The sequence below is a fragment of the Aureitalea sp. L0-47 genome (assembly GCF_026126405.1).
Classification (GTDB): domain Bacteria; phylum Bacteroidota; class Bacteroidia; order Flavobacteriales; family Flavobacteriaceae; genus Pukyongia.
The window spans coordinates 1-857 of the sequence record NZ_JAFMTQ010000045.1 but is presented as its reverse complement, the minus strand read 5'-3'; the positions used below and the strand labels follow the sequence as shown (position 1 = coordinate 857).

The 857-nt window shown below is 47.4% G+C and carries 1 protein-coding gene; it reads left to right on the top strand.

Annotated features, from left to right (window positions below):
- A partial coding sequence (locus J1N09_RS15385; RefSeq protein WP_265201170.1) for a DUF11 domain-containing protein occupies positions 1–857 on the top strand: 857 nt, incomplete at both ends.

Genomic DNA, 857 nt, shown 5'->3' with positions numbered 1-857 from the left:
GTAGCACCATGCAGCATCACAGCTATTGGTACTTCGAATCTTTCGGCTTGTAATGATAATGGTACACCTGCCAATAGTGCGGATGACTTTTTCACTGCCGATGTAACAGTAACCTTCGCGAATGCACCGGCTACCGGAACACTTGATCTCACGGGAGATGGTATGGCTTCAGTGTCTGTTGCGGGGCTTACTTCTCCTCATACCTTTACTTTAGTTCAAATGACTGCCGATGGTGGAGCCATTGATCTTACGGCAACATTCTCGGACGACCTTCCTTGTACATTCAACGAGCCAAATGCAGGAACGGCTCCTGTAGCTTGTAGTTTCCCGGATGCCGATTTGGCAACAGTAAAAACGTTGAGTAGCGGAAATGCTACACCAGCGGAAGGCGATACAGTAACATTCCTTATTACGGTTACAAATAATGGACCCGCAGATGCAACCAATGTCAGTCTTGACGACACCTTGCCAGTGGGTTTAACGGCTACTGTTAATAACGGTACTGTCTCTTTAGGATCCTACACTGCACCCACATGGACAATTCCATCACTTCTTAATGGTGCCAGTGCCGCACTTACTCTGGAAGGTACAGTAAATATTGGTCAAGACGGAAATACAATAACAAATACAACCACTTCCGCTATGGGTGACCAAAATGATCCATCCAGCGCTGGAGATGATCTAACTGAAAGTGTTATGGTATCTGGTTGCCTCGATACGGATGGTGATGGTACGTGCGATTCTGTTGATCCAGACCCTAACGATCCTTGTGTTGATGATGGTACAGTAGGTGATGAGAACCCTGCGAATCCAATCTGGGCAGCCGCCGATTGTGATGGTGACGGAACACCAAACGG